22 protein-coding genes are annotated in these 26,444 nt (G+C 71.9%); 14 read left to right on the forward strand and 8 right to left on the reverse strand.

What is annotated here, in order from left to right; genetic code table 11:
- Positions 1–115 precede the first annotated feature (115 nt).
- Entirely contained in the window at positions 116–1,486 is a 1,371-nt protein-coding gene (locus D7V93_RS07945; protein ID WP_120642804.1) for a phosphomannomutase/phosphoglucomutase, read from the forward strand.
- Positions 1,487–1,531: 45 nt separating this feature from the next.
- Complete coding sequence (locus tag D7V93_RS07950) at positions 1,532–2,464, forward strand: ROK family protein (RefSeq protein ID WP_120642805.1); 933 nt, start codon at positions 1,532–1,534, stop codon at positions 2,462–2,464.
- A gap of 53 nt (positions 2,465–2,517) precedes the next feature.
- Here D7V93_RS07950 and D7V93_RS07955 read toward each other — a convergent pair whose 3' ends face one another.
- Both D7V93_RS07955 and D7V93_RS07960 read right to left on the reverse strand, forming a co-directional pair.
- Positions 2,518–3,606: a WD40/YVTN/BNR-like repeat-containing protein gene (locus tag D7V93_RS07955; protein ID WP_120642806.1), complete on the reverse strand. Its 1,089-nt coding sequence runs from the start codon at positions 3,604–3,606 to the stop codon at positions 2,518–2,520.
- Positions 3,607–3,669: 63 nt separating this feature from the next.
- The gene (locus D7V93_RS07960) at positions 3,670–4,563 is read right to left on the reverse strand and encodes a DUF547 domain-containing protein (RefSeq protein WP_244237165.1); all 894 of its coding nucleotides are present in this window, start codon (positions 4,561–4,563) and stop codon (positions 3,670–3,672) included.
- Positions 4,564–4,641: 78 nt separating this feature from the next.
- Here D7V93_RS07960 and D7V93_RS07965 point away from each other — a divergent pair, with 78 nt between their 5' ends.
- Positions 4,642–5,682, forward strand: a complete 1,041-nt coding sequence (locus tag D7V93_RS07965; RefSeq protein WP_120642807.1) for a Rieske 2Fe-2S domain-containing protein — start codon at positions 4,642–4,644, stop codon at positions 5,680–5,682.
- Positions 5,683–5,694: 12 nt separating this feature from the next.
- On the opposite strand, the gene D7V93_RS07970 is transcribed toward D7V93_RS07965, so the two are convergent.
- Positions 5,695–5,907 (reverse strand): hypothetical protein, encoded by a 213-nt coding sequence (locus D7V93_RS07970; protein WP_120642808.1) that lies wholly within the window; start codon positions 5,905–5,907, stop codon positions 5,695–5,697.
- Positions 5,908–6,051: 144 nt separating this feature from the next.
- Positions 6,052–7,446, reverse strand: coding sequence for a TolC family protein (locus D7V93_RS07975; protein ID WP_120642809.1), 1,395 nt, complete (start codon positions 7,444–7,446; stop codon positions 6,052–6,054).
- Between the two features lie 203 nt (positions 7,447–7,649).
- On the opposite strand from D7V93_RS07975, the gene D7V93_RS07980 reads away from it, so the two are divergent.
- Positions 7,650–8,141 carry a MarR family winged helix-turn-helix transcriptional regulator gene (locus D7V93_RS07980; protein WP_120642810.1) on the forward strand — a complete coding sequence of 164 codons (492 nt, stop codon included), beginning with the start codon at positions 7,650–7,652 and terminating at the stop codon, positions 8,139–8,141.
- Positions 8,142–8,180: 39 nt separating this feature from the next.
- Here the strand turns inward: D7V93_RS07980 and D7V93_RS07985 are convergent, their stop codons facing one another.
- The 4 genes from D7V93_RS07985 to D7V93_RS08000 form a co-directional block, all read right to left on the reverse strand.
- The gene (locus tag D7V93_RS07985; protein ID WP_120642811.1) at positions 8,181–8,801 is read right to left on the reverse strand and encodes an energy transducer TonB; all 621 of its coding nucleotides are present in this window, start codon (positions 8,799–8,801) and stop codon (positions 8,181–8,183) included.
- Positions 8,802–8,821: 20 nt separating this feature from the next.
- Complete coding sequence (locus D7V93_RS07990; RefSeq protein ID WP_120642812.1) at positions 8,822–9,256, reverse strand: ExbD/TolR family protein; 435 nt, start codon at positions 9,254–9,256, stop codon at positions 8,822–8,824.
- Positions 9,257–9,259: 3 nt separating this feature from the next.
- On the reverse strand, positions 9,260–9,952 hold the full coding sequence (locus D7V93_RS07995) for a MotA/TolQ/ExbB proton channel family protein (protein ID WP_120642813.1): 693 nt from the start codon (positions 9,950–9,952) through the stop codon (positions 9,260–9,262).
- 198 nt (positions 9,953–10,150) lie between these two features.
- A complete protein-coding gene (locus D7V93_RS08000) occupies positions 10,151–11,146 on the reverse strand; it encodes an aldo/keto reductase family protein (RefSeq protein ID WP_120642814.1) in 996 nt (331 codons plus the stop codon).
- A gap of 154 nt (positions 11,147–11,300) precedes the next feature.
- Between D7V93_RS08000 and D7V93_RS08005 the strand changes: the two genes are divergently transcribed.
- The 10 genes from D7V93_RS08005 to D7V93_RS08050 all read left to right on the forward strand — a co-directional run bounded on the left by D7V93_RS08005 (position 11,301) and on the right by D7V93_RS08050 (position 26,009).
- Positions 11,301–12,821 (forward strand): hypothetical protein, encoded by a 1,521-nt coding sequence (locus tag D7V93_RS08005; RefSeq protein WP_120642815.1) that lies wholly within the window; start codon positions 11,301–11,303, stop codon positions 12,819–12,821.
- Positions 12,822–12,839: 18 nt separating this feature from the next.
- Positions 12,840–13,838 carry an AAA family ATPase gene (locus tag D7V93_RS08010; protein ID WP_208722949.1) on the forward strand — a complete coding sequence of 333 codons (999 nt, stop codon included), beginning with the start codon at positions 12,840–12,842 and terminating at the stop codon, positions 13,836–13,838.
- Positions 13,831–15,609: a hypothetical protein gene (locus D7V93_RS08015; RefSeq protein WP_147451078.1), complete on the forward strand. Its 1,779-nt coding sequence runs from the start codon at positions 13,831–13,833 to the stop codon at positions 15,607–15,609. The genes D7V93_RS08010 and D7V93_RS08015 overlap by 8 nt, the downstream gene beginning before the upstream one ends.
- Positions 15,606–16,589: an ABC transporter ATP-binding protein gene (locus tag D7V93_RS08020; protein ID WP_120642817.1), complete on the forward strand. Its 984-nt coding sequence runs from the start codon at positions 15,606–15,608 to the stop codon at positions 16,587–16,589. The genes D7V93_RS08015 and D7V93_RS08020 overlap by 4 nt, the downstream gene beginning before the upstream one ends.
- On the forward strand, positions 16,586–18,106 hold the full coding sequence (locus tag D7V93_RS08025; RefSeq protein ID WP_120642818.1) for an ABC transporter permease: 1,521 nt from the start codon (positions 16,586–16,588) through the stop codon (positions 18,104–18,106). The genes D7V93_RS08020 and D7V93_RS08025 overlap by 4 nt, the downstream gene beginning before the upstream one ends.
- The gene (locus tag D7V93_RS08030; protein ID WP_120642819.1) at positions 18,103–18,960 is read left to right on the forward strand and encodes a DUF58 domain-containing protein; all 858 of its coding nucleotides are present in this window, start codon (positions 18,103–18,105) and stop codon (positions 18,958–18,960) included. Before D7V93_RS08025 ends, D7V93_RS08030 begins: the two co-directional genes overlap by 4 nt.
- Positions 18,957–20,690: a vWA domain-containing protein gene (locus D7V93_RS08035; RefSeq protein ID WP_120642820.1), complete on the forward strand. Its 1,734-nt coding sequence runs from the start codon at positions 18,957–18,959 to the stop codon at positions 20,688–20,690. The genes D7V93_RS08030 and D7V93_RS08035 overlap by 4 nt, the downstream gene beginning before the upstream one ends.
- Positions 20,687–23,434, forward strand: a complete 2,748-nt coding sequence (locus D7V93_RS08040) for a VWA domain-containing protein (protein ID WP_120642821.1) — start codon at positions 20,687–20,689, stop codon at positions 23,432–23,434. The genes D7V93_RS08035 and D7V93_RS08040 overlap by 4 nt, the downstream gene beginning before the upstream one ends.
- Before the next feature lie 101 nt (positions 23,435–23,535).
- On the forward strand, positions 23,536–24,270 hold the full coding sequence (locus tag D7V93_RS08045; protein WP_120642822.1) for an endonuclease/exonuclease/phosphatase family protein: 735 nt from the start codon (positions 23,536–23,538) through the stop codon (positions 24,268–24,270).
- A 68-nt stretch (positions 24,271–24,338) separates the two neighbouring features.
- Positions 24,339–26,009 carry a hypothetical protein gene (locus D7V93_RS08050; RefSeq protein ID WP_244237166.1) on the forward strand — a complete coding sequence of 557 codons (1,671 nt, stop codon included), beginning with the start codon at positions 24,339–24,341 and terminating at the stop codon, positions 26,007–26,009.
- The last annotated feature ends 435 nt before the right edge of the window (positions 26,010–26,444 follow it).

A 26,444-nucleotide genomic window follows, 5' to 3' on the forward strand; every position in this document is an offset into this window, starting at 1 on the left:
GGCGTTCAAGAGTCGGCCGTGTCGCTCGGGTGTGTGCAGCCCCCGGGCCCGCTCGTGTATTGTCCGCCGCCCTCCGCCGAGCCCTCACGGCCGGGACAGGGGTGGGGACATTGCCATGAACGCGCACATCTTCCGCGAGTACGACATCCGGGGTCTGGTGGACAAGGACCTCACCATCGAGGTGGTGGAGCTCCTGGGCCTGGGCCTGGGCACCATGATCCGCCGCAAGGGCGGCACCTCCATCGCGGTGGGGCGCGACTGCCGCGAGTCCTCCACGCGCTTCCGCGACGCGCTCGCCAAGGGCCTCACCGCCACGGGCCTGGACGTCTACGACGTGGGCGTGGTGCCGACGCCGCTGACGTACTTCGCGGCCAACACGCTGCCCGTGGACGGCCTGGCCATGATCACGGGCAGCCACAACCCGCCCGAGTACAACGGCTTCAAGATTGGCGCGGGCAAGACGACCTTCCACGGTCATGAGATCCAGGAACTGCGCCGGCTCATCGAGGCGAAGGACTTCGCCACCGCGAAGAAGCCCGGCAAGGTGACGCCCTACGACATCGTCACGCCCTACAACCACTTCGTCCGCCAGACGGTGAAGGTGGGCCGCAAGGGCATGAAGATCGTCATCGACGCCGGCAACGGCACGGGCGGCGAGGTGGCGGTGCCGCTGTTCCGCAGCATGGGCTTCGACGTGGTGCCCCTGTTCTGCGAGATGGACGCGAACTTCCCCAACCACCACCCGGACCCCACGGTGGTGGAGAACCTCCAGGACCTCATCAAGGCCGTGAAGGAGCACAAGGCGGAGGTGGGCATCGCCTACGACGGCGACAGCGACCGCATCGGCGTCATCGACGACCAGGGCAACGTGCTCTGGGGTGACCAGATCATGGTGCTCTTCAGCCGCTACGTGCTGAAGGAGGCCCCGGGCGCGGCCATCGTCGGCGAGGTGAAGTGCAGCTACACGATGTACGACGACATCGCGAAGCACGGCGGCAAGCCGGTGATGTGGAAGGCGGGCCACTCCCTCATCAAGGCGAAGATGAAGGAGGAGCACGCGGAGCTGGCCGGCGAGATGAGCGGCCACATCTTCTTCAAGCACCGCTACTACGGCTTCGACGACGCGGTGTACGCGTCCGCGCGCCTCCTGGAGATCCTCACCCACGAGAAGCAGTCGCTGTCGCAGCTCCTGGCCGACGTGCCGAAGACCTACGCCAGCCCCGAGCTGCGCTTCGACACGAAGGAGGAGAAGAAGTTCGCGATGGTGAAGCGCGCCACGGAGATCCTGCGCGACGCGGGCCACCAGATCATCGACGTGGACGGCGTGCGCGTGACGTTCCCGGACGGCTGGGGCCTCATCCGCGCGTCGAACACGCAGCCCATCCTGGTGCTGCGCTTCGAGGCGAGCACCGAGTCCCGCCTGAAGGAGATCCAGAAGCTCATCGAGAGCACGGTCGCCCGGGCGCAGTCCGAAGTCGGCGCCTGAAGCCCGGCGCTCCACGCGAAGCACGCACAAGGGAGGGAGCTGGCCATGCCGACGCTGGGAATCGACCTGGGCGGGACGTTCGTCCGGGCCGCGGTGGTGGATGCGAAGGGCGCGCTCATCTCGAGCGCCAAGGCCGCGGTGATGGACCGCAAGCCGCAGGGCGTGGTGGAGACCATCGCCCAGGCGGCGGAGGAAGCGGTGAAGAGGGCCGGGGTGAAGGTGGACGGCTGCGGCGTGGGCGCGGCCGGGCAGATCCACAAGGACACCGGCGTCATCTCCGTGGCGCCCAACCTGGGCTGGCGCAACGTGCCCCTGGGCGAGATGTTGAAGACGCGGCTGGGCTACGGCGTGAAGGTGGTGAACGACCTGTCCGCCGCGGCGTGGGGTGAGCTGCACGCGGGCGCCGGCCGTGGGGCGCAGGACATGCTGGTGGTCTTCGTGGGTTCCGGCGTGGGCAGCGCCATCATCGCGGGCGGCCGGCTGGTGAACGGCGCCGGCGGCGTGGCGGGCGAGCTGGGCCACATCAAGGTGGTGCCCGGCGGTCGGCTGTGCGGCTGCGGCGAGCACGGCTGCCTGGAGGCCTACGCGGGCGGCCACAACCTCATCGCCCAGACGAAGGAACTGCTGGCGACCGGCAGCTCGCGCATCCTGGAGTCGCTCGTCTACGACGACCCGGACAGCATCACGCCGGTGACGTTGGAGAAGGCGGCGAACATGGGCGACGCGGGCGCGAAGGAGATCCACGAGCGCGCGGCCCAGTTCGTGGCGGTCGCGGTGGCCAACCAGGTGACCATGCTCAACCCGGCGCGGCTGCTGCTGGGCGGCGGGGTGCTGGCGCACTGCCCGGGCATCCGGCAGCGCGTGCTGGACGGCGTCCAGGCGTGGGCGTCGCAGACATCTCGCGAGGGCCTGCTCGTCGCCGACGCGGAGCTGGGCGACGACAGCGGCATCATCGGAGCGGCGCTGCTCGCGGCGTGAGGTGCTCCGGGCGCGGGGTCAGCCCCCCGCGCCCGTGAAGCTTGAAGCGGGCGCTACGGCTTCTTCGGGGCGGGTTCCGGAGCCTGGCCGGGAGCGGCGGGGCGCGAGTCCACGAGCCGCGCGATGCGGCCTTCCTCGCCCACCGCATAGGCCGTGTCATGCGTGCGCGGCGGCGTGGACACGGCATGGAAGCCGGTGGCGTCCAGCGGCGCCCACGTCCTGCCACCACCGTCCGTGGACAGGTCCGAGCCCGTGGGCCCCACCGCCACGAGCGCCATCCTCCTGCCGAGCGTGAGCGGGGCCACGCAGGAGCGGTAGCCCCCGGGCGGCGTACCCGGAGGCACGCTCCACGTCTTGCCCCCGTCCAGCGTGAGGGCCACCGTGCCGGTCGTGACCTCCGGGTGCTTGTAGTCACCGCCCACCGCGATGCCCGCCTTCGGGCTCCAGAAGTACAGCGAGAAGACGCCCCCGCCCTCGCCGGTGGCCAGCGGCGTCGTCGCGATGTTCCAGGTGCGGCCCCGGTCCGCCGAGTGGAGCACGCGCGCCGCCGAGCCCCCCAGGCCGAACCAGACGTGGGACGACCCCTGCACCGCGATGCTCGTGCCGCTGGCGGCGAAGCCCGCCTCACCCGGGAGCGCGGGCGGCAGCGCGCCTTCAGGCACGGGCCTCCACGTCGCGCCCCCGTCCTCCGTGGTGATGACGACGAAGTGTCCGTCCACCGGGTCGCTGAACGCGACGCCGTGCTGTTCATCCCAGAAGGCCATGCCGTCGAAGAAGGCGCCCGGCACCGCGTTGGTGAACTGGAGCGTCCAGTGCTCGCCCCCGTCCGTCGTCTTGTAGATGCGCGACTTGTCGCCCGCGCCGATGGAGAGGAGGTACGCGGTGCGCTCGTTGAAGGCATCCACGTCGCGGAAGTCGAGCGCCTCCGCGCCCGGCACGGTGGCCGCCTTCCACGTCCTGCCTCCATCCGTGGTGCGCACGAAGGTGCCCTTGTCGCCGCTGGCCCAGGCCACGCGCTTGTCCACCGCGCTGACCCCGCGCAGACGCACCGTCGTCCCGCTCACCTGCGGCTCCCACTTCACGTCCGCGCCCCCTGCTCCCAGGGCCAGCCACGTCGCCAGCCACACGGCTCCCGTCGTCATGTCCCGCGCCTCCTCGTCCTCGTGCGGGGAGGGAGGCTAGCAGGAGCCCGCGGCCGCGGACGCTCAACGGCGGGAGGCTGCGTCCCCGGCGTCCGGCAGCGAGAGGTCCTCGGGCGCGAAGGCGAGGCTGCACGTGTCGAGCTGCGTGCCGCAGGCGCGGTCCAGGTCGCCGCGCGTGTCACAGCCCGGGCGCTCCTCGCAGGTGTCCGGCAGGAAGGCCCAGACGAACTGGAGCACGTTGCCGCCACGGCCCTCCGGCAGCGCGGCGAGGAAGTCCTCCCGCCGCGTCTTGAACAGGGAGGCCAGGTGCACGGTGGTGCCCTCCAGCCGCACGTGGCGCTTGTCCCCCATGAAGCGGCGGCTGGCGTCGTTGAGCTGCGCGTCCAGGAACTCCGGCTGGTAGGGCGCGCCATCCAGCCGGGGCCCGCCCCGCGTCCCCCGGAAGAGGGCGAAGTGCACGCGCGGATCGGCGTACTCGCCAAAGAGGATGCGGTGCTCCAGCGCCCACAACGTCAGCCGCTCGCCGCCCACCGGCCACGCGTGGCCCCAGTAGAAGCGGCCGAACCACGACGCCGCCACGCCGTCCGGGTAGCGCTCCACCAGGTGCTGGAGCACCAGCGCGTTGTACGCGTTGAGCCAATACGCCTGCCCGTCCTCGGGCGTGGGGAACAGCTCCGGCCGGTTGTGCGGCGACACCGACGCGAGCGACGCGACGAACCGCTCCAGTCCCGCGCGCTCCCGCAGGAGCCCTTCGAAGTCCACGTCCCCGCTGGGGCGCACGTGGTCCAGCGCCCGCGCGTAGTCGTGGTAGCCGAAGGCCCTGTCCAGCGGGGGCACCGGGGCCGGGAGTGCGCCCCGCACGTACAGCACCGCCCCCGTGACGAGCGCCGCCAGCAGGACCAGGGCCCCCACGGCGAACCAGCGTGCCCGGTGGCGGGAAGGGACGGGAGCATTCACGGGGCGGCAGTCTATGCCACCCGCGGGGATTGGACCCACCGGGGGTCAGGTCCGACAGGCCGCTATACTGGCCCTTCCATGGAGCCTACCCCCGACGTTGTCCGGCACTTCCACCCGGTGCTCCCCTCCCGTCAGCTCCGCCGCAGCCCCGTCCGCGTCGAGCTGGGGGGCCATGCCTATGCCCTCTTCCGAGACGCCTCCGGCCACCCCGCGGCGCTGTCCGACGCGTGCCCCCACCGCTTCGCGCCGCTGTCGAAGGGGAGGGTGACGAAGGAGGGCCAGCTCCAGTGCCCGTACCATGGGTGGCGCTTCGACTCGAAGGGGCAGGGCACCAACCCCAGTCAGCCGGAGCTGCGCCACTGCGAGGCGAAGAGCTTCCAGGTGGTGGAGCGCCATGGCTACCTGTGGCTCGCGCGCTCGGACACGCCCGTGGCCGCGATGCCGGAGCTGTCCGGCGAGGACTACGTCTTCGGAGGCAGCTTCTCCACGCTGTTCGAGGCGCCGCTGCACGTGTCGCTCGACAACTTCAGCGAGGACGAGCACACGCCCTTCGTACACACCCGGCTGGGGTGGAGCGGCCCGCAGACGGGCGCGGTGGAGTTCGACGCGCACAACTTCGAGGACCGCACGGAGGTGCACTACCGGGCCCCGCAGCGGCCCGCGCCCATCATGCGCCTGCTGCTGGTGAAGACGGGGGACTTCTTCCACAACGACTGGGTGACGCGCTTCGACCCGGTGCGCAGCGTGTACACCATCCGCTGGTCGTCCCCCACCGGCGCGCCGCGCCCCTTCACCACGCAGGCGCACATCTTCTTCGTGCCGGAGACGGCGCGCACCACGCGCCTGCACGTCTTCTCCTTCCTGCGCACGACGGTGCCCGCGCTGCGGCCGTTGCTGCCCCTGGCGGCGAAGGCCGCGCTGGGCCTCACCTGGTGGGAGGTGCGCGACGACGCGCGCTTCATCCCCACCGTCGCGGACACGCCCTACAGCCACAAGGGCATGCGGCTGGACAAGTACGACAAGCCCCTGGTGCACCAGCGCAAGCTGATGGAGCGCATCTACTACGCGCACGAGCCGGAGCTGGTGGTGCCCCGGGTGCGCGAAGTCAAAGGCGCCTGAGCAGGGCGCGCGTCAGTTCATGGAGGGGGCGGGCTCCTCGTAGGTGGGCACCGTCTCCCCGGTGCGCGCCTCGTAGGCGTTGCAGCCGCTGTCGCCCGACACCACGAGCGCGTACTGCTTCAGCTCCGGCTGGTTGCAGCTCTGCACTTCTTCAGCGCCTGGCTCGTCGCCGTTGGCGGCGAAGAAGCGACAGTTCTTGCAGTTGCCCCAGGATGCGTCCGCCATGATGCCCTCCTCGTGGAAGTGGGTCCTGTCTGGAGGGTGGGGCTGACGCCGGACCCCCACAACGCAGGACCTGCTCCTCGCCCGGGAGGGCAGGGGACCCGGCGCCCCAGGATGGGCGCCGGGAATTTCCCCTGGAGGCCCCGCCTACGGCTGCGGCGTGGGGGCCGGCTGCTGCTCCGGCGCGGGGGCCGGCTGCTGCTGCGCGGGCTGCGCCGCCGCGCCGGCGCCGGGCTGGGCGCCCAGCTCCGCTGCTTCCTTGCGCACCGAACCGGACTCGAACGAGCCCAGCGAGTTGAGCAGGCGCAGGGCGGCGAGGGACGCCTGGAGGCGCTCCGACACGAAGCCTACCTCCGCGTTGGTGAGCGAGGTGTTGGCGTCCGCGACCTCCAGGTACGTGGCGACGCCCGCCTGGAAGCTCACGTCGGTGAGGCGGTTGGACTCGCGCGCCAGCCCCAGGGCCTCCTCGGCCTTGGCGCGGTTGGCGAGCGCGTTCTCCAGGTCCAGCTTGGAGCGACGCACCTCCTCCTTCACGCGGGCCTGCGCCAGCTGCTGGCTCACGGTGGCCTCACGCACGCGCGACGACGCCTCGGAGAGGTTCGCCTCGCGCAGGCCGCCGTCGAACAGCGTCCAGCTGGCGCCGAAGGTGATGGCCCACGTCTCGTTGGAGCCGGCGAAGCCCGACGCGTTGGCGATGCGGTAGACGCCGCTGACGCCCAGCGTGGGCAGGTAGCTCAGCAGGACGCCCTTCTTGTTGATGCGCGTCAGCTGCAGCCCCACTTCGGAGGCCTGCACGTCCGAGCGCGCCTCGATGGCCTGCTTCACCAGGTCCTCCGGCGACGCCTGCGCGGGCACCTGCGGCTCCGGCGGCGCGGCCAGCTCGAAGTCCGGCTCCCGCTGGATGAGCGTGCCCAGCGCCAGCTTCAGGCCGGCGAGCGCGTTCTTCGCGCGCACCAGGTCCTGCTCCGCGCGCGAGCGGTCCAGCTGCGCGCGCAGGAGCGCCACGCGCGTCACCGTGCCCGCGTCGAACCGGGCCTGGGTGTCCTTCTCCCGCGCCCGGTTGAGCTCCAGCAGCCGCTCCTGGGCGCGCAGCGCTTCCTGCTGCGCCGCGGCACCGTAGTAGGCCTGCGCCACGCCGAAGAGCACCTGCCGGCGCGCCGTCTGCGTGTTCAGCTCCGCCAGCTTCACCGACTTGTAGGAGGCCGCGATGGCCGCCCAGAGCTGCGGCGCGATGATGGCCTGCCGCACCTCCGCCTGCGCACCCTGCTGGATGAGCGGCTGGATGGTGATGGGGTTCGGGCCGAGGACCCCCGCGGGGATGATGGCCGCCACGTTGTTGCGCGTGATGGTGCCCCCCACGGCCACCTGCGGCAGGTAGCCCGACCAGGCCTTGCGCGTCGCGAGCGATGCCTGCTCGAAGCGCTCCTGGGCAATCTTCAAATCGAGGTTCTGCTGACGGGCCGACTCCAACGCCTCGTCCAGCGACAGTACAGGCGCTGCGGCCAGGGCGGCCGACAGGGAAAGCGCCAGAAGGGTACTCATACCGCTTCGACCTCCTCACCGACCCGCGGGAGCGCGAGGCGGATCCGTCCAAAGAACGACTTCACGGCGACCTCTACCCGACCCCGGAGCCGCATTGAAGAACTCCGCACTGTCGGATGTTGGAATATGCGGAATGTAGTACCCCTCAAAGGTTGATAGTGTCAATTGTTTATGTGAGTCGGGTGAATTAACGTAAATTCACTATGAGCGGCTACAGCGACAGTCACAGCGAGCAGGCGGTGCGTCCGTCGGGGGTCCCCTCCGGTGTGACGGAGGTGGGCGAGGAGGGGCTCGCGCAGCAGGCGTGGACGCTCCTGTTCTCCCTGCTGCACACCCACATGCGCAACTTCCCCGCGTTGGCGGCGGAGTTCGAGCTGTCCCCGGTGCAGGCGCACGTCCTCCGGCAGCTGGGCGAGGGAGCGCTCGCGATGAGCACGCTCGCCAACTACCTGTCGTGCGACGCGTCCAACGTGACGGGGCTGGTGGACCGGCTGGAGGCGCGCGGGCTGGTGGAGCGGCGCAGCAGCGAGCAGGACCGGCGGGTGAAGATGCTGGTGCTGACGGAGGCCGGCGCCGAGCTGCGCGGCCGGCTGATGGCGCGGATGTTCGAGCCGCCGCCGTTCGTCACCGAGATGCCGGAAGAGGACCAGGTGGCGCTGCGCGACATCATGCGCCGCGCGCTCAAGACGCAGTGAGGCTCCGAGCCTCCGGGCTTCCGAGCCTGGGGCCCCGCGTCAGTCCAGCAGGAACGTGTACGAGTACTTCATCTCCGTGGCCACGGCCTCGCCGCCCTTGATGGCGGGCTTGAAGCGGAAGCGCCGGATGGCATCGCGCGCTGCTTCATCCAGGCCGTAGCCGGGCCCGGAGATGACCTTCACGGTGCCCACCTTGCCCTCCGCGTCGATGGTGATGGACAGCGTCACGGTGCCTTCGATGCCGGCGCGGCGCGCCTCGTCCGGGTAGGGAATCTTCACCTCGGACGCGACGGTGGGCTCGGAGTCCACCTGGTATACGGGCACGTACTTCGGCGCGGAGTAGCCCTTCACTTCCTTGGGGTCCTTCGCGGTGCCGTTGGCCTTGCCGTAGGACGTGTTGCCCACGGGCGCGGCGAACGAGCCCGCGCTGGTGGTGGACGACATGGTCATGCCCACGACGAGCGGCGGCGGCTTCTGCACCTCCACCATGACGAGCTCCACCGGGCGCTGGGCGACGGTGTGCTTGCGGCCTTCGAGGGTGGAGAGGAACCAGAAGCCGCCCGCGTGCAGCGCGAGCGACACGAAGAGGAAGGCCAGCACGAACCGCGTGGAGCGGTCGCGCCGGGGCGTCATGGAAGAGTCGAGGACCGCCTGGCTCATGGTGGCTTCGCGTGCCCCGGTCAGGGAGCGGCGGGCGCGGCCGACGGGGCCACGTCCTTCTCGATGTTGAGGGCGAACTTCGCGATGCCCTGGCCCTTCACCACGTCGATGAGGCGCATCACGCGGCCGTAGGCGATGGTCTGGTCCGCGCTGATGATGGCGCGCGTGTCCTTGTCCTTGCTGACGGCCTCCACCACGCGGCGGGACAGGTCGGCCTCGTTGACCTCGACGCCGTCGAAGTAGAGCTTGCCCTCCTTGTCGAGCACGACGTTCACCAGGCCCTGCACCGTCTCACCGCCATTGGCGGCGCGGGGCAGGTCCACCTCCACCGTCTCGCGGACGATGAAGTTCGCCGTCACCATGAAGATGATGAGCAGCACCAGCACCACGTCCACCAGCGGGGTGACGTTGATGCCAGTGATTTCCTCGTCGTTGTCGCCCGCGCTGCCAGCCATGGGCTAGTTCCCCCCCGCGGCGCCCGGCTTGCGCGCCTTCATGGCGCCGACGAGCGCGTGGCCCAGGGACGTGGTGCGGCTGGTGAGCGTCTTGAGCTGGCGGTTGAAGATGTTGAAGGCGACGACAGCGGGGATGGCGACCGCGAGGCCCACGGCGGTGGCGACGAGCGCCTCGGAGATGCCGGCCATCACCGTCTGCTGCATGGCGCCGCCCTTGGCATTCATCTCGCCCAGGTCGTTGAAGGCCTTGATGATGCCGAGCACCGTGCCGAACAGGCCGATGAACGGGGCGTTGTTGCCCAGGGTGCCGAGCAGGGACAGGAAGCGCTCGTACTGGGGACGCTCGCGGGCGACGGTGGACGCGATCACCTGCTCCACGGTGTCGGGGCCCTGCGACGCGGAGGCCAGGGCCTCGCGGATGACGGCGGCCTCCATGCCCTTCTGGTTCTTCACCTCGGCGCTCACGGCGTCGAACTCGCCGCGTGCCAGCCGCACCGCCAGCGCCTCCGAGTTCGGCAGCCGGTGGCGCGCGAAGTAGACGGCGCGCTCCAGCATCACCGCGATGGACATGACGGACAGGATGACGAGCAGCCAGAGCACCCACTCGGCGCTGCCCAGCGTCACCCCGAGCAGCTTGCTGCTCAACCAGCCGAGTTCAGGTGGGGCCGCCTGGGCCAGGAGGAGGAAGGACGTCATGGAGGAGAAGCCTGGGGGTGGAGAGTGTGGACTGCTAACGCGCGAGGCCCTGTCTTGTTCCACCCGACCTAAAAGTCAATTGGATCGGCGGGCTTCACCAGGGTGTGGCAATTCAAGAAACCGCGCATGGCGGTAGGAGGGCGTGGATGTCGGATGGCCTGGGAGGGAAGCCACGGTGGGCTTCCCCTGCCGGGTTTTTCAGGGCCTGCGGCTGGGGCTGGTGGTCTGCGCGGGGTCGCGCTCCACGACGGGGCCGAGGACGGCGTCGATGCGGCGCAGGAGCTCCGCGTCGAGCTTCACGCCGGTGGCCTTCACGTTGTCGAGCACCTGCTCCGGCTTGCTGGCGCCGATGATGGCGGAGGCGACGTTGCGATGCTGGAGCACCCACGCGACGGAGAGCTGCGCGAGCGACAGGCCGGCCTCCCTGGCGAGCGGCTTGAGCTGCTGGACGCGGGTGAGCACGTCGTCCGTCATGAAGTTGGTCATGAACTGCGCGCCCTGCTGGGTGGCGGCGCGGGTGTCCGCGGGCGGGGGCTGACCGGGGAGGTACTTGCCGGTGAGCACGCCCTTGGCGAGCGGGGACCAGACAATCTGGCCCAGGCCTTCCGCTTCGGAGGTGGGGATGACCTTGGATTCGATGATCCGCCACAGCATGGAGTACTGGGGCTGGTTGGAGATGAAGGGCACGTGCAGCTCGCGGGCGAGCTTCGCGCCGGCGGAGATCTGCTCGGCGGTCCATTCGGAGACGCCGATGTAGAGGGCCTTGCCCTGGCGCACGATGTCCGCGAAGGCGAGCATCGTCTCCTCCAGGGGCGTCTCCGCGTCGAAGCGGTGGGCCTGGTAGAGGTCCACGTAGTCCGCCTGCAGGCGGCGCAGCGAGCCGTGGATGGATTCAATGATGTGCTTGCGTGAAAGGCCGCGGTCGTTCTGGCCGGGGCCGGTGGGCCAGTAGACCTTGGTGAACAGCTCGTAGCCTTCACGGCGCTGGCCCTTGAGGGCGCGGCCGAGCACGGCTTCGGCCTTGGTACCGGCGTACACGTCGGCGGTGTCGAAGGTGGTGATGCCCGTGTCGAGCGCCGCCTTCACACAAGCCAGGGCGGCGTCCTCCTCCACCTGGGAGCCGTGCGTGAGCCAGTTGCCAAAGGAAATCTCACTGACCTTCAGACCACTGCGACCGAGAAAGCGGAAGTTCATGCGCGGCACACTAGCCGCCGGCTCTCGGGGTTCGCATGGATTCGCATCGTCCCGACGCCCGGCGTCGGCAGGTCGACCGCTCGCCCCGGGATTCGACCGTTCCGGGGCGTCGCTTGTGAACGGTGGGTCGGGTGTCCGACACTGCCGCCCACGCATGGCCGCCAGCGAAGAACGCCGCTTCCAGTCCCTCGTGCTCGCGCCCATCCGGCGCGTGCAGCGGCGCCTCAACGTCGTGGCGTGGACCGGCGCGGGGCTCGTTCCCGTCTGGGCTACCGCCACCGCGTGCGTGCTGTGCCGGCTGCTCCTGCGGGGGGCTTCCGTCTGGGCCGTGCCTCCGCTCGTCGTCGCGGGGCTCGCGTGGTGGTTCGTTCGCGCGCGCTCCCGGGGCGTGTCGCTGGAGTACGCGGCGGTGCTCGCGGACCGTTCGGCCGGGGCCGGAGGGCTGTTGCTCACGCGCCTGGAGCGCCCCGTCGGTGAGTGGGAACTGAGCCTCAACCAGTTCGCCCAACAGGTGAAACCTCCGGAGGTGCCGTGGCGCCGGCCCGTGGGGGCCCTGCTGGGCGCGCTCCTGTTCGTGGCCGTGGGGTTCCTCGTTCCGCTGCCGGCCCTTCGCGCCTCGAACATCAACGCCGCCGCCGCCACCCAGGTCGCCGCCGTGCAGGCGCAGGCCGAGGCCCTCGCCCGCGAGGAGCCCCTGGGCCAGGACGTCGAAGAGGAGCTGCGCCGGCTGTCCGACGAGGTCGCCCAGGGCCGCTTCGACTCCACCGACTGGGAGGCCTCCGATGCCCTGGAGCAGCGGCTCGCCGAGCGCGCCTCCGAGGCCGCCGCGGAATTGAACCGCGCCTCCGAGGCCGCCGCCGAACTCGAGGATGCCCTCCATGCCGCCGGTGGCGCCGAGTCCGCCACCCGCGAGCGCGAGTCGCTGGAGCAGGCCCTCATGGCCCTCGATGCCCGCGCCGGTGGAGACCCGGAGTCCGCGTCGGCTCAAGAAGGCGAGCCCCAGGCGTCCCAGCAGGGCTCGCAGGAGGGCCAGGGCGCTGGAGAGCAGGAAGGCGAACAGCAGGGCTCGAAGCCGTCCACGACAGGCAACCCCTCCAGCGACGCCCAGGCTCGCGCTTCCGCCCGGGCCCAGGCCTCCGGTTCGCCGGATCAGGTCGCGGACCTTCGCCGCACGTTGGAGCGCCGGCAGCAGGCCCTGGCCCAGCGCTTCGGCCAGGAAAACAACGCGGCGGGGAACCGTGGGGCCCAGGCGAGGCGTCCCACCCGGCGGTCCCAGTCCGGCCAGGGCCAACAGGGCCAGGGGCAGGGACAGCAGGGCGACGGCGAGGGCGAGGGTCGGGGACAGCAGGGCGATCAGCACGCGAGCCGGGGCGTGAGGCAGGGCGACGGCGCGGGCGCGGGCCGGGGTGGCGACAGCAACCCGCTCGTCTTCGGCGGGGAAGCGGAGATGGATCCGGACCGGCTGGCCTTCCAGCCGCTGCCGGAGGGGCACGGCGGGGACGCGGAGGAGCTGTGGGGCCTTCGCGCCGCGGATCCCCGGTCCCGCACGGGACCGGCGGGCGCGGTGGGTGCGCAGGGCACGGGCGCGAAGGGCGATGCGACGGCGGGGCCGGGTTCGGGTCCGCTGCTGCCTCGCAACCGCGACCTGGTGAAGCGGTACTTCGGTGGTGAGTAGTCCAGAAGGGGGAACGACGTGGCAGCGGAGCTTTTGAGTCCCGCCGAGGCACAGGGCGCGGCGGACGTGGCCTCCCGGCTCAAGGCCGGGCTCAACCAGGTGATGCTCGACCAGGAAGGCGTCGTCGAACAGGTCGTGGTAGCGGTGCTCGCCCGGGGCCACGTGCTCCTGGAGGGCCTGCCCGGCCTGGGCAAGACGGAGCTGTGCAAGGCCCTGGGGCGGCTGCTGTCGCTGCCCTTCCGCCGCATCCAGTTCACCCCCGACCTCCTGCCCGGCGACATCACCGGCACCTACGTGCTGGAGGGCGAGGCGCGCCGTGACTTCGTCTTCCGCGAGGGCCCCCTCTTCGCGAGTCTCGTGCTCGCGGATGAGATCAACCGCTCCAGCCCCAAGACGCAGTCCGCGCTGCTGGAGGCCATGCAGGAGCGCTCGGTGACGGTGCTGGGGCAGACGCGGCCCTTGCCGGATCCGTTCTTCGTGCTCGCCACGCAGAACCCCATCGAGCTGGAGGGCACCTACCCGCTGCCCGAGGCGCAGCTGGACCGCTTCCTCTTCCGCATCCTCGTGCCGCCCGTGGGCGCGAAGACGCTGCGCACCCTGCTCACCACGCGCGTGCGCGGCGCGCCTCCCGCGCAGGAGCCCGTGCTGGACGCGGAAGGCCTCGCGCGCCTGTTCGCCGCCGTGGACCGCGTGCACCTGCCCGGCCCGGTGGCGGACTTCATCGGCCGGCTGGTGGAGGCGACGGACCCGCGCCAGGCCTCGGCCCCCGAACCCGTGCGCCGGTTCGTGCGCTTCGGCGCGAGCCCCCGCGCGGCGCTGGCCCTCGCCGCCGCGGGCCGCGCGCTCGCGCTCCTCGCGGGCCGCCCCAACGTGGGCTTCGACGACGTGGTGGCCGCCGCCCCCGCCGCCCTCAACCACCGGCTGGTGCTGGCGTACGAGGCGTCGCTGGAGAAGGTGTCCGCGCCGGACGTCGTGCGCGAGCTGCTCAAGGCCATCCCCGAGGTGCCCCGTGGCTAGGCGCGGGGCCTGCGCCGCGGTGCTCGTCGGGGTCCTGCTCTGGGTGGGGCTCGCGGGCGCCACCGGGGTGTCGGCAACGCCCATGACGAAGGCCGCCGCCGTCGCGACGCGGCCGGGGGAGGAGGAGCCGCCCGCCGGCTACCGCGAGGTGGTGGAGACGCCCGACACCTTCCCCGACAAGGGCGACCTCCAGGCCACCCTGCGCGCCGTCACGCTGGTGCCCCAGCGGGGCTACACCCCCATCCAGGTGACGGTGCACAACCTCGGCGGCCAGCCGCGCCCGGTGCACCTGTCCATCCACTCGCAGGGGCGCATCACCGAGCGCTCGCTCCAGGTGGGGCCGCGCGAGCGCGTCGTCACCTACCTGATGCTGCCCGCGGACCTGAACGGGGGACGGCTGGAGATGGCGTCGCCCGGGGTGCAGACCTCCTCCAGCAGCTTCTACCTGGACAGCTACCGCGGCGCGCGCGTGATGGTGCTGGGCGACGTGAAGTCCTTCGAGCGCACCACCGGGTTGAGCCGCTCCGAGGACAACCAGGAGCCGCTCGTCGCCACGCGCTTCCTGGATGCCCGCGTGGCGCCGCGCGACCTGGCCGCGTACGTGGGCTACGACGCGGTGCTGGTGACGGTGCCGCCGGACGAGGTGCCCGACGACGTCTGGGCCGTGCTGGAGTCCTTCGCGCTGAGCGGCGGCCGGCTGATGCTCACCCAGCCCCCCGCCAACCCGCGCCTGCACTTCCCGCTGCTCCAGGACGCCCGGGCGGAGCTGTCCGCGTATGGCTTCGGCCAGGTGCGCCAGTGCCGTGATGCGTCCCCGGTGTGCGGGCAGAAGCTCGGGCAGGACGTGGCGTCCGCGGCGGGCATCGTGTTGCCCGCGGGCCCGCCGCCCCGGTGGGAGCGCAGCGACATGCTGCGCGACGGGCGGCAGCCGCTGCTGACCAGCGCGCGCGCGCCCGTGGGCCGCTTCATGTTCCTCATCTTCCTCTTCACCCTCGCGGTGGGCCCCGGCGGGCTGATGCTCGCGAGGCGCAAGGGGCCGCTGGCGGTGCTCATCGCCGTGCCCACGCTGGCGGCCATCACGTGTCTGGCGCTGGTGGCCTGGTCGGTGCTGGTGGACGGCTTCCGCGTGCACGCCGCGCGCTACAGCCTCACGCTGCTGGACCGCGAGCGCTCGCGCGCGGTGACGGTGGGGCTCACCGCCTGGTACGCGAACCTCGCCGAGGAGTCCGTGAGCATGCCCGCCGCGAGCGTGCTGCTGTCCCCGCAGGAACCGGAGGAGCCGCCGCGCACGCTGGACTGGACGCAGGGGCTGGTGCTGCGCGACAGCTTCCTGCCCTCGCGCACCTACCGCGAGTGGGGCGAGGTGGCCGTGCTCCCGTCGCGGGCGCGGCTCACCGCGCGCAAGGTGGAGGACGGGCTGATCATCCAGAACGCGCTCGGGGCGGACGTGGTGGCGGGCAGGGTGCGCTTCCAGGGCCAGCTCTGGGAGCTGCCCGCGATGGCGGACGGCGCCGAGGCGCGGGCCGTGCAACTCCCCTCCGAGCCGAAGGACCCGCTGAGCGACCCCGGGACGGACACCGCGTTGGAGCTGCCCTATGAGGTGGGGCTCCGCCTCCTGTCGGCGACGTCGCCGCTCCAGGCCGAGCTGTCGGAGGGAGACTTCCTGGTCCGCGTGGGCGGCCGGGGCTTCTTGCCCACTGCGGCGTTGGACGTGGACCTGGAGGACGCGGTGCACCTGGTGCGGGGTGGGTTCGAGGAGGTGCGGCCATGAGCCTGCTGGAGGTGAAGGGACTGCGGCGCGACTACGGGAAGCTGCGCGCGGTGGACGACGTGACCTTCTCGCTGGAGGCCGGCGGCATCCTGGGCTTCATCGGCCCGAACGGCGCGGGCAAGAGCACCACGCTGCGTATCCTGGCCACGCTGGACGTGCCCACCGCGGGCGAGGTGCTCCTGGAGGGCCGGTCGCTGGTGGACGCGCCGGACAAGGCCCGGCCGCTGCTGGGCTACATGCCGGACCGCTACGGCACCTACGACGACGTCACCGTGAGGGAGTTCCTGGACTTCTTCGCGCGCGCGTACGGCCTCAAGGGCGCGCAGCGGCGGCAGCGGGTGGACTCGGTGATGGAGTTCACGGGGCTGGGCCCGCTCGCGGAGAAGCTCACCACGGAGCTGTCCAAGGGCATGCGTCAGCGCGTGGCCCTGGGGCGCACGCTGCTGCACGACCCGCGGCTCCTGCTGCTGGATGAGCCCGCGGACGGGCTCGACCCCCGCGCGCGCATCGAGCTGCGGGAGCTGCTGCGCGCGCTGGCGGATCAGGGCAAGGCGGTCATCATCTCCAGCCACATCCTCACGGAGCTGGCGGAGATCTGCGACTCCTGCGTCATCATCGAACAGGGGCGCCTGCTGGCCCAGGGCCGCGTGGAGGACCTGCTGCGCGCGAGCGGTGACGCCTCGCAGGTGACGGAGCTGGTGGTGCGGCTGGCGGCGGGCGCGGAGGGCGAGTCGATGGGCGCGCGCGCGGAGCGGATGCTGCTGGAGCAGCCGCGCGTGAAGGACGTGACGCGCGAGGGCAGCGCGCTGCGCGTGCGGCTGGAGCTGGAGCCCGGCGCGGGCCCGATGCAGGCGGAGGCCGCCGCGGCGGTGTTGCTCGCGGCGCTGGTGGCGCAGGGGCTGCCGGTGTGCGCGTTCAGCCCGCGCGAGCGCAACCTGGAGGATGCCTTCATGACGGTGACGAAGGGGAGGGTGGCGTGAGCACGCAAGCAAGTCCGGCGTCGGGTGCATCCGAGTCCGTCCCTGTCACCGCCGCCGGGGCATCCGACCGGTGGGAGCGGTGGGGGGACCGGTTGAACCCGCTGGTGGTGAAGGAGGTCCGGCAGGGGCTGCGCACGCGCGTCTTCTGGGTGTGCTTCAGCCTGTTGCTGCTGGCGTGCCTGGTGCTGTCGCTCATCGCGTACGCGAACACCCAGGGGGCGTCGTATTCGCGCGAGGGCCGCACCTACTTCTTCGCCTTCTTCGTGTGCCTGGGGGTGGTGCACTTCGGGGTCATCCCCTTCAACGCGTACCGTTCGCTCGCGCGGGAGCGGGAGGACGAGACGTGGGTGCTGCTCTTGCTCACGGGACTGGGGCCCCGGCGCATCCTGCGCGGCAAGGTGGCGTCCTTCCTGGTGCAGGCGGCGCTGTATGCGTCGGCGGTGGGGCCCTTCCTGCTGTTCAGCTACTTCCTCAACGGCATCGACCTGCCCACCATCCTGGTGGCGTTGCTGCTGGGGGGCGCGTGGCTGGTGTTCCTCACGCTCGCGTCGGTGTGCGCGGCGACGCTGGCGGACGGCCGGATGGGGCGGGCGTTCGTGCGCTTCGCGCTGGTGGGCGTGCTGGCGGTGACGTTCTTCCAGGCGCTCACGCTCATCTACGTGATGACGCAGAGGGGGGGCAACGGGTTCACCTTCGACCGGTCCTTCTTCCTGGGCGTGTGCGCGGGCCTGGGGATGATGCTCACGGACGGGTGGCTGTTGTTCGAGGCGTCGGTGGCGCGGCTGTCGCTGATGACGGAGGACTACTCGCGCCATCCCCGGCGGGCCTTGGTGGTGCAGGCCCTCCTGGCGTTCGCGGCGGTGGTGGCGGTGTCGTGGTACCTGGACTTCGACAACGACGTCGCGGAGATCGCGGGCGTCTTCGGAACCCTGCACCTCATTGGCACCGGCCTCTTCACCGTGTCGGACGTGGATGGGCAGTCCCGGCCGCTGCGCGCGGGCACCCGGCCCTGGTCGCTCTTCAAGCCCGGGGCGCTGCGCGGCTTCCGGCTGACGGTGCTGCTGCTGCTGGGGTGGGCGCTCGGGTGCTCGGTGCTCCTCTCGATGTCGGACGAAACGCAGGGCTGGACGCGGATGGGGATGGCCTTCACGGCGCTGGCGCTCTACGGGGTGCTGTACCTGTCGCTGGCGCTGCTGCTGGGACGGATGCCGCGCTCGGACCGGTTCGCGTCGCCGGTGGCGGTGCGGCTGCTCTTCGTCGCGGTGACGGCGCTGGCCTCCGGGCTGCCGCCGCTGGTGGCGGTGTTCCTGCGCCTGGATGAGTCGGGGAGCGAGCTGCTCAACCTGCTCAACCCCCTGGTCGGCACGGTGAACTTCGGCCGGTACAACTACAGTGAGCCGTACGGCACCCACTTGCCGCCGGAGCTGCTGCTGTGCGTGGCGCTGGTAGCCTTGCTGGCTGCGTTCGCCGCGGACCGGGTGCTCGCCGAGCGCGAGCAGCGGGCCCACGCGTCGTGAGCACGCGGCTGGATGAAGCGGAGGTGGCTCGGTTGGTGCCGGGGTTGACCCTGGCCCTGCCGCGCCTGCCACAGCGCGGGCGGGTGGGCGAGGTGCGCGCCACGTCCGCGGGCAGCGCGATGGAGCTGCACGACTTCCGCATGTACCAGCCGGGAGATGACCTGCGGCAGCTGGACTGGAACGCGGTGGCGCGCACGGGTGACCTGGTCTTGCGCGTGCGGCAGGACGAGGTGTCGCCGCGCGTGGAGGTGGTGCTGGACGGCTCGCGCAGCATGGGGCTGTCACCGCGCAAGGCGGCGGCGGCGCGCGAGGTGGCGCTGCTCACGGTGGAGGTGGGCGGCAGGCAGGGGCTGTCGCCGACGCTGCTGTGGGGCGGGCCCCGTTCTGAGCGGGTGCAGGGGCTGGCGTGTCGCGCGGCGCTGCGGGGCGCGGAGTTCGAGGCGCAGGACGACCTGGCGTCGGCGCTGGGGCGGCTGCCGCCGCTGCGGCCCTGTGGCGTGCGGGTGGTGGTGAGCGACTTCCTCTTCGAAACGGACCTGGAGGCGCTGTGCGCCCGGCTGTCGCGGGGGGCGTCCGCGCTGTTCCTGGTGCAGGTGCTGGACGTGGAGGACCTGGAGCCCACGGGCGGTGAGGGCGCGCGGCTGGTGGACTCGGAGAGCGGCGTGGCGCTGGAGGAGCTGCTGACGGACGGCGTGCTGGCCGCCTATGCCCGCCGCTTCGCCGAACATCAACGCGCGCTGCGGAGCGCCGCGGTGCGGGCACGCGGGACGCTGCTCACGGTGAGCACGGCGGACGGCCTGCGCGCGCAGGTGGCGGGGCCGCTGCGAGCGTTGTTCGTGGGAGGCGGGGCGTGAGCTTCGGGCTTCCGTGGGGGCTGCTGGCGCTGGGTGCGTTGGTGCCGCTGGTGGCGGCGTACTTCCTGCGCCGCCGGCAGAAGCCGGTGGTGGTGAGCGCGCTGTTCCTGTGGCGCACGCCGCGTCCGCGCGCGGAGGGTGGGCCCCGCTGGGAGCGCTTCACGCGCGAGGCGTCGCTGCTGCTGGAGGTGCTCGCGGTGCTGGCCGCGGCGCTGTACCTGGCGGACGTGCGGCTGGGTGAGACGGCGCGCCGCCGGCACCTGGTGCTCGTGGTGGATGGCAGCCTGTCGATGTCCGCGCGCTCGCCGGACGGGAAGACGGTGCTGGAGCGCGTGCGCATGGAGGCGGCGAAGCGCGTGGAGGCAGAGGGCGCCACGCACGTGACGGTGCTGGCGAGCGGAGTGTCGCCCCACGTGGTGGCGGGTCCGGAGGCCGAGGCGTCGCGAGCGCTGGGCGCGCTGGAGTCCTTCGAGTCACGAGGTCCGGACCATGACGTCGTGCCCTCGCTCCTGTGGGCGCAGGAGCTGGCGGGGCCGGGCAAGCGCGTGCACTTCTTCACCGATGCACCGCCGACGGAGGACACGGTCGTGCCGCCCGCGGTGCGGTGGACGGCGCTGGGGCGCTCGCAGGGCAACGTGGCGCTGGTGTCCGCGCAGCGGCGCGACGAAGGCGGTCGGGCCACGGTGACGTTGCGGGTGGCGCGCTTTGGCGCGGGGGCCTCCGAGGTGGAGGCGCGGGTGCGCGCGGCGCCCGGGCCCGGTGCGCGTGAAGGCACCGAACGGATTGAACGGGTCGCGCTGCCGGAGGAGGGCGCCGCGACGGTGCGCCTCACGTTCCGCGAGGCCGGTGACGTGGAGGTTTCGCTGCCGGACGACGCGCTGCCCGAGGACGGGCGCGTGCGACTGCCGCCTTCGCCCGTGATGCCGGTGGCGGTGGGGCTGACCGACGGGCTCTCTCCCGCGTCACGGCAGGCGCTGGAGCGTTTCCTCGCGGTGTCTCCGGACGTGGCGCATGGCGCGCCCGTGGCCGGCGCGCCGGTGTTGTCGGTGGGGCCCGCACGCGCGGAGGCGCGGGTGACGCTGGGCGCGGAGGCACCGCTGCGCACCTTCGTGGGCCCGTTCTTCACGGAGAAGGGCAGCACGCTGATGGACGACGTGCAGCTCGCGGGCGTGCGGTGGACGGCGGGAGCGAATCCGCCAGGCAGGCCGTTGGTGACGGCGGGGGAGGCGGTGCTGGTGTCGGAGGAGGAGGGCGGACGGCTGCACCTCAACGTGGACCTGGCGCGCTCCAACCTCCAGCGCACGACGGCGTGGCCGGTGCTGCTGGGCAACGTGGTGCGCGAGGCGCGGCGGCTGCGCGAGGGCTTTCCCCGGCACCAGCTCAACCTGGGCGAAGCGCTGCCGGTGGTGACGGAGGCCGGCGCGCGCTACGCGCTGAGCGGGCCCGCAGGGAAGAAGCCGGTGTTCGGCGCGGGTGCGTTGAGCCTGCCGGCGCCCACGAGCCCCGGCCACTACGTGCTGGAGCGGGACGGCACGGAGGTGGACGCGCTGGAGGTGCTGGCGCTGGACGCGCGCGAGTCGGACCTGCGCGGACGGGGCAGCGCCGACGTGCCGGCGAAGGAAGCAGGGGAGGACGTGGCGGGCAACGGCGGGCAGGAGCGCGCCCGCTGGCCACTGGTGCTGCTGCTGGCCGCGCTACTGGCCGACTTCTACGTCACGAGGAAGGTATGACCTTCACCCTTCCGCAGGCGTGGCTGCTGCTGTTGCCGCTGGGACTCTTCCTGTGGCGCTACGGCCGGAGGCCCGGCCCTCCCATGGTGCTGCGCTGGGTGCTGCTGGTGCTCGGCGTGGGCGCGCTGGCAGGGCCCGAGCTGCGGCTGGCCAACGCTGGCAGCGACGTCGCCGTGGTGGTGGACCGTTCGCGCTCCATGCCATTGGACGTGGACCGGGTAGCGCAGGAGCTGGTGTCGCTGGTGGAGTCGCAGCGCCGGCCGGGCGACCGGGTGGGCGTCATCACCTTCGGCCGCGAGGCCCGGGTGGAGTCACCGCTGTCGGACGTGGGCCGGTTCGGCGGCTTCACGCGGCCGGTGGACGCGGAGGCGTCGGACCTGTCCGCCGCGCTGGATGCGGCGGGCGCGCTGATTCCTCCTGAGCGCACGGGCCGGGTGCTGGTCGTCTCCGACGGCCGGGCCACGGGCGCGGATGCGCGGGGCGCGACTCGACGGCTGGCTGCGCGAGGCATCGCGGTGGACTACCGGCAGGTGGCCCGCCCGGAGCCCGCGCTGGACGTGGCCGTCGTGTCGCTGGACGTGCCCGCCACCGTCTCCGTGCGCGAGCCCTTCCAGTTCTCCGCCGTGGTGCAGGCCACCGCCGCCGTCACCGGCACCGTGCGCCTGGAGCGCGATGGGCGCGTGCTGGTGAAGGGCCCCTTCGACTTCAAGCCCGGCCCCAACCTGCTGCCCTTGCGGGACCTGCTGGAAGCGCCGGGCCTCGTGCACTACCGGCTCACGGTGGAGGCCTCAGGAGATGGTGTCCCCGAGAACGACGTGGGCCTGGGCGTGTTGCGCGTGGAGGGCCCACCGCGCGTGCTGCTGCTCACCCAGCAGCCCACCGGCACGCTGGCGAAGGCGCTGGGGACGACGGGCATGAACGTGGATGTGCGGACGCCGTTCAAGCTGTCGCTGGATGCGCTCGACGGGGTGGGGGTGGTGGTGCTGGAGAACGTGGACGCGAACGCGCTGGGCGAGACGGGGCTGAACGCGCTCGCGGACTACGTGGACCAGGCGGGAGGCGGGCTGGTGATGACGGGCGGGCGCTCGAGCTTCGGGGAGGGCGGCTACCGGCGCTCGCCCGTGGAGGCCCTGCTGCCCGTATCGCTGGAGATGCGCGAGGAGCAGCGGCGCGCGTCGGTGGCGATGAGCGTGCTGATGGACTCGAGCTGCTCCATGGGCGTGCAGGTGCCGGATGGGCGCACGAAGATGGAGCTGGCCGCCGAGGGCGTCACGGCCGCGCTCACGCTCCTCAACGGCAGCGACGAAGCGTCCATCCACATGGTGGACACGGAGCCGCACGAGGTCTTCCCACTGAGCCCGGTGAGTGACGGCCTGCCGCTGCACCAGGTGGCGAGCGGCTTCAGCGGAGGCGGCGGCATCTACGTGGACGTGGCGCTGCGCACGGCCCGCAAGGAGATCCTCAGCAGTGACAAGCCCACGCGGCACGTGGTGCTGTTCTCCGACGCGGCGGACTCCGAGCAGCCGGGCGACTACCAGGAGACGCTGGCCGCGCTGCGACAGGCGAACGTGACGGTGTCCGTCATCGGCCTGGGCACCCCGACGGACTCGGACGCGGAGCTGCTGCGCGAGGTGGCCCGCCGGGGCGGCGGCCGCATCTACTTCGCCGAGGACGCGATGAGCCTGCCGCGCATCTTCAGCCAGGAGACGCTCGCGGTGGCGCGGGCCACCTTCGTGGACGAGCCCGCGTCGCTGGAGGCCGCGCCGGACCTGCCGCTCTTGGGGCCGCTGCCGACGCAGGGGCTGCCGCAGGTGGGCGGCTACAACCTCACGTACCTGAAGCCCCGAGCGAACGTGGCGCTGCGCACGCTGGACACCAACGCCGCGCCGCTGCTGGCGCTGTGGCCGCACGGCGCGGGGCGCGTGGTGGCCCTCACGGCGGAGGTGGACGGCAAGTACACGGGCGGGCTGCGCGAGTGGGGCGCGCTGCGAGCGACGCTGGAGGCGATGGTGCGCTGGTCGATGGGCAGCGCCGCGCCGAAGGAGGACGCGGTGGTGCGCTCGGAGCGCCAGGGCAACGTGCTGCGCGTGACGCTGGACCTGCCACCGGGAGCCGCGATGCCAGGAGCGCTGCCCACGGCGGTGTTGCTGTCGGGCGACGGGCGCTCCGGGGTGGAGAAGCCGCTGCACTGGGAGGACGAGGACCGGCTGGTGGCCGAGTACCCGCTGACGGGCAGCGGCACGTGGCACCCGGTGGTGAAGTGGGCAGGGCACGTGTTGAGGGCGCCGCCGGTGACGCTGCCCTACGCGCCGGAGTTCGAACCGGGCAGCGCGAAGGAGGGGCTGAAGCTCCTGCGAGCACTGGCGGCGGTGGGCGGCGGCCAGGAGCGGCTGTCGATGACGGGCCTGTTCCAGGAGGCACCGGAGTCCGAGGGCCGCGTGGCGCTGGCGCCCTGGCTGGTGGCGTTCGCGCTGGCGCTGCTGTTGTCGGAGGTGGCCGTGCGCCGGTTCCTCTCCGCGCCCCGGGTGCGAGCGGCCCGGGTGCGGCCCGTGAAGGAGACCGTCACGAGCAGGCCCGCGACCGTGCCGCGCACGGAGGCGGTCAAGGCGTCAGGTGGCGGGAAGCCCGCGGATCCGACGGAGGCACCCCAGGACAAGGCGCCCGAACCGCCGAAGCCGCCCGCGGGCGTGGACTCCGCGTTGGAGGCCGCGCGTGCCCGGGCCCGCCGTCGGACAGGGCGCTGAGCGGGGGGGCGCACGCCTCCTCCGTCATTTTCATTTTTTACGTATCTAGCTAGTTTTCCTTGATGAGCCGGGAGGCGCCCGGCGCAAGCATCGAGGGAACCATGCTCAAGCTCCTGTCCTCGGCCGTCCTCAGCCTTCTGCTCTCACTGGGGCTCATGCCCTCCACCCTGGAGCAGACCGAGGCGCTCGCGGTCACGACGACCACGGTCGCGACCCACAACACCTTGCACGGGCAGGCGACGTTCAAGCCGCTCGCGGACGTCATCGGCTGGCAGGAGGTGGACACCGCCGAGGGCCACTCCAAGCTCGGGGCGCTGGAGTTCTACGACCACTTCCGGCCGGGCGAGGACCAGCTCGACGCGCGCAACTCCATCGCCATCTCCTGGCGCAAGAACAAGTACGAGAAGACCGGGGACGGGTCCCGGCTCACGCACGGCGGTGAGGCCGGGGTGACGCCTTCTCGCTTCGTGAACTGGGTCGTGCTGAAGAACAAGGAGACCGGTGCGAAGCTGGCGTTCGTCAACACCCACTACATCTCCGGCGCCTGGAACGGTGAGCACCCCGAGCGCCAGGAGCGCTGGCGGACGCACAACGCCGTGGTGCGCGAGGTCGTCGCCGAGCTGCTCGGCCGTGACCTGCCCGTCGTCCTGGTGGGCGACTTCAACCGCCCGCTGTCGCAGGACATCCCCGGGATGAACCACCTGCGGACGGCGGGCGTCGACGGCGTGCCCATCGACCAGATCTACGTCAGCGTGGGCATCGGCACCGGTCCCGCCGAGCGCCTGGAGAAGTCCGGCTCCGACCACTTCGCCTACACCGCGACCGTCCAGTACTGACGCGTCACCCGCGCTGAAGCCGGGGGCGCTTTCGCGGTATGACAGCGCCGATGAAGGAGTCCCGGTCCGTGCGGTGGGGGCTCGGCGTCGTCCTGGCCGCGCTCGCGCTCCAGGCCGCGCGCCTCGCGCTGCACAAGGCGTTCAGCATCGACGAGTTCCAGTACGCGCATGCCGCGTGGCTCATGGCCCACGGGCAGGTGCCGTACCGCGACTTCTTCGAGGTGCACTTCCCCCTCGTGTACCAGGGGCTCGCGCCGCTGTTCCGGCTGCTCGGGGATGATCCGCGCAACGTGCTCGCCCTGCGCGCCGCGATGCTCGTGCCGCTCGCGGGCGCCTGCGCCTCGGTCTTCGTCCTCAACCGCCGCGAAGGACGCACGGCCGCGCTGCTGGCCCCGGTGCTGCTGTTGCTCTCGCCCGCGTACCTGCACTTCGCCACGGAGGTGCGCCCGGATGCGCTCACCGCCGCGCTCTTCCTCGGGGCGCTCGCGGCGCTGGCCGTGCAACCTGGATCCGTTTCCTCCTCCTTCCTGTCAGGCGTGCTGCTCGTCGCCGCCGGATGGGGTTCCCAGAAAGCGCTCTTCTTCGGCGGTGTGGTGGGCGCGGTCCTCGTCGGTGAGCTCCTGCTGCGCCGGGGACGAACGCCGTCACTCATCGCCGCGCCCCGCGCCTTCTTCCTCGGCGTCGTCACCGCGCTGTCCGCCGTGGCCGCGTACCTCACGGTCACGGGCTCCTGGCGCGCTTGGTGGCACTGGTGCTTCGTCTGGGCCTCCGAGCACCAGCGCCACTACCCTGGCTTCTCCTGGCGCGAGTATCTGGTGCCCGCCCTGGGCGAACAGCCCGCGTTCTTCCTCCTCGCCGCCGTCGGGTTCGCCGCCACCTTCCGGGGCCTGCTGAAGCCGGATGCCCGGGTGACACCGGACGTGCTCCTCGTCCTCGCCGTGCCCGCGACGTTCGGCGCCTATGCGCTCCAGCGTGCCCCGTTCCCCTACAGTCTGCTGCCCTTCCTCGGAGTCCTCGCACCGTTCGCGGCGCGCGGGGTCCTCACGGTGCTCGCACGGCTGCGCACCCCCTTGGGACGCACCGTGGGCCTCGTCGGACTTGGCGGCTTGTTCGCCGTGCAGGCCGCGCTCGTGGACGCGCGGCTGGACGGGGGTGGCAATGCACGGCAGCGCGAAGTGCTCGCGCGCATCGCCACGCTCACGGGGCCGGAGGACGTCGTCTACGACAACTCGGGCGGCTTCGTGAGCCGGCCTCATGCGCACTTCTACTTCTATACGGACGCGTATCTGCGCGGCTCGCTCGTGGACCTGCTGTCGCACGACCTGCCCCGCGCCCTCGTGGAGCAGGGCTGCGTGCTGCGCGTGGATGACCTGCGCACCTCCGGCCTGCCGCCCGCGCTGCGCCGCTTCCTCGACGCGCACTACCAGCCGTTCGACGGGGACCTCTACCTCTGGGGCCAGCGCTACCGCGTGCCCGCGGACTCCGGAGCGCTGGACGACCAGTTCCTCGCGGTGCGCGCCGACCGGTACTTCCTCCAGCCCGCGAGCGCGCTCGACACAGGCGCGCTGTTCCTCGACGGCGCGCGGATCACCACCCCCGAGTTCACCCTGTCCAAGGGCCCCCACACCCTCCGCTACGAAGGGCGCGCGGAGGGCTTCCAGCTCCTGTGGCTGCCCCGCGATGCGAAGCGATGGACGCCGCGTCCGGGCGCGCCGCCGATGTACTCGCGGCTGTTCTGATCCAACGGTCCTTGATGGCGGACACGCGGGCCTCCCCACGGGGTCAGGCCTCGCATGGCCCTCCAGGACGGCGTCTTTGTCGCCCTCGCCCTCTCCCGCGTGCCCTCCATTCTGAAGTCAACCGTGCGTGCCTCTACCAGCCCCGCGCCGAACTTCTCGCGCGAGGGCGAGTCCTTACAGTGCCTGCACAGGAAACTCCTGCCGTGGAGGCGCCGTGGCTGATCATGACTCGGAGCGAAAGCGAACACGTGCTCCCATCCCTTCCCAGGGAGTGATGACGCTCCTGGAGCGTTGGGTCTCCGACCTCGAACGCGAAGCTCCCTTCTCGCCCCCGGAACCGGAGGCCGCGCCACGTCCGCGCGCCAACGCAGCCACGTCCCCGCGGTCCGAGCCCGACCCGTTCTCCGAGCCGAAGCCGAAGCCGAAGCCCCGGAC

The organism is Corallococcus llansteffanensis (assembly GCF_003612055.1).
Lineage (GTDB): Bacteria > Myxococcota > Myxococcia > Myxococcales > Myxococcaceae > Corallococcus > Corallococcus llansteffanensis.